Annotated in this window: 1 protein-coding gene; it reads right to left on the bottom strand. The window is 41.2% G+C overall.

The genetic code is table 11. From position 1 onward, the window contains the following. Positions 1 to 131: 131 nt before the first annotated feature. On the bottom strand, positions 132 to 313 hold a 182-nt coding region (locus P5683_RS26095; protein ID WP_315669528.1), incomplete at its 5' end, for a zinc ribbon domain-containing protein.

The following is a 313-nucleotide window of genomic DNA, read 5'->3' as shown; positions in this document are numbered from 1 at the left end:
ATCGCTTATTATACCATATTGCCCTAAAATATTAACCTAATTTGAGATTAAATCATGCTCTTCCCCAGCCGTCTCTGAAGGCATTGTGCTACATTTAACCTTTTCAAACCTGTACAAAACTTATGAAAGCTTTACGCAGATTGAAAAAGTATCGCATTGTCTTGGAAGACAACGGCAGTAGCCTGCAAAGCACGAAGCATAATGTTTCGTGCGCCTACCCAATCACGGGGTGCTGTATAACCGCAATTAGGACATTTAAAAACCTTACTTCCCCCTAGTTTCTCATGGATTTGACCACAATGGGGGCAGGTTT

Source organism: Limnospira sp. PMC 1279.21 (assembly GCF_032349615.1).
Lineage (GTDB): Bacteria > Cyanobacteriota > Cyanobacteriia > Cyanobacteriales > Microcoleaceae > Limnospira > Limnospira fusiformis.
This window is presented reverse-complemented; position numbering and strand designations above follow the sequence as displayed.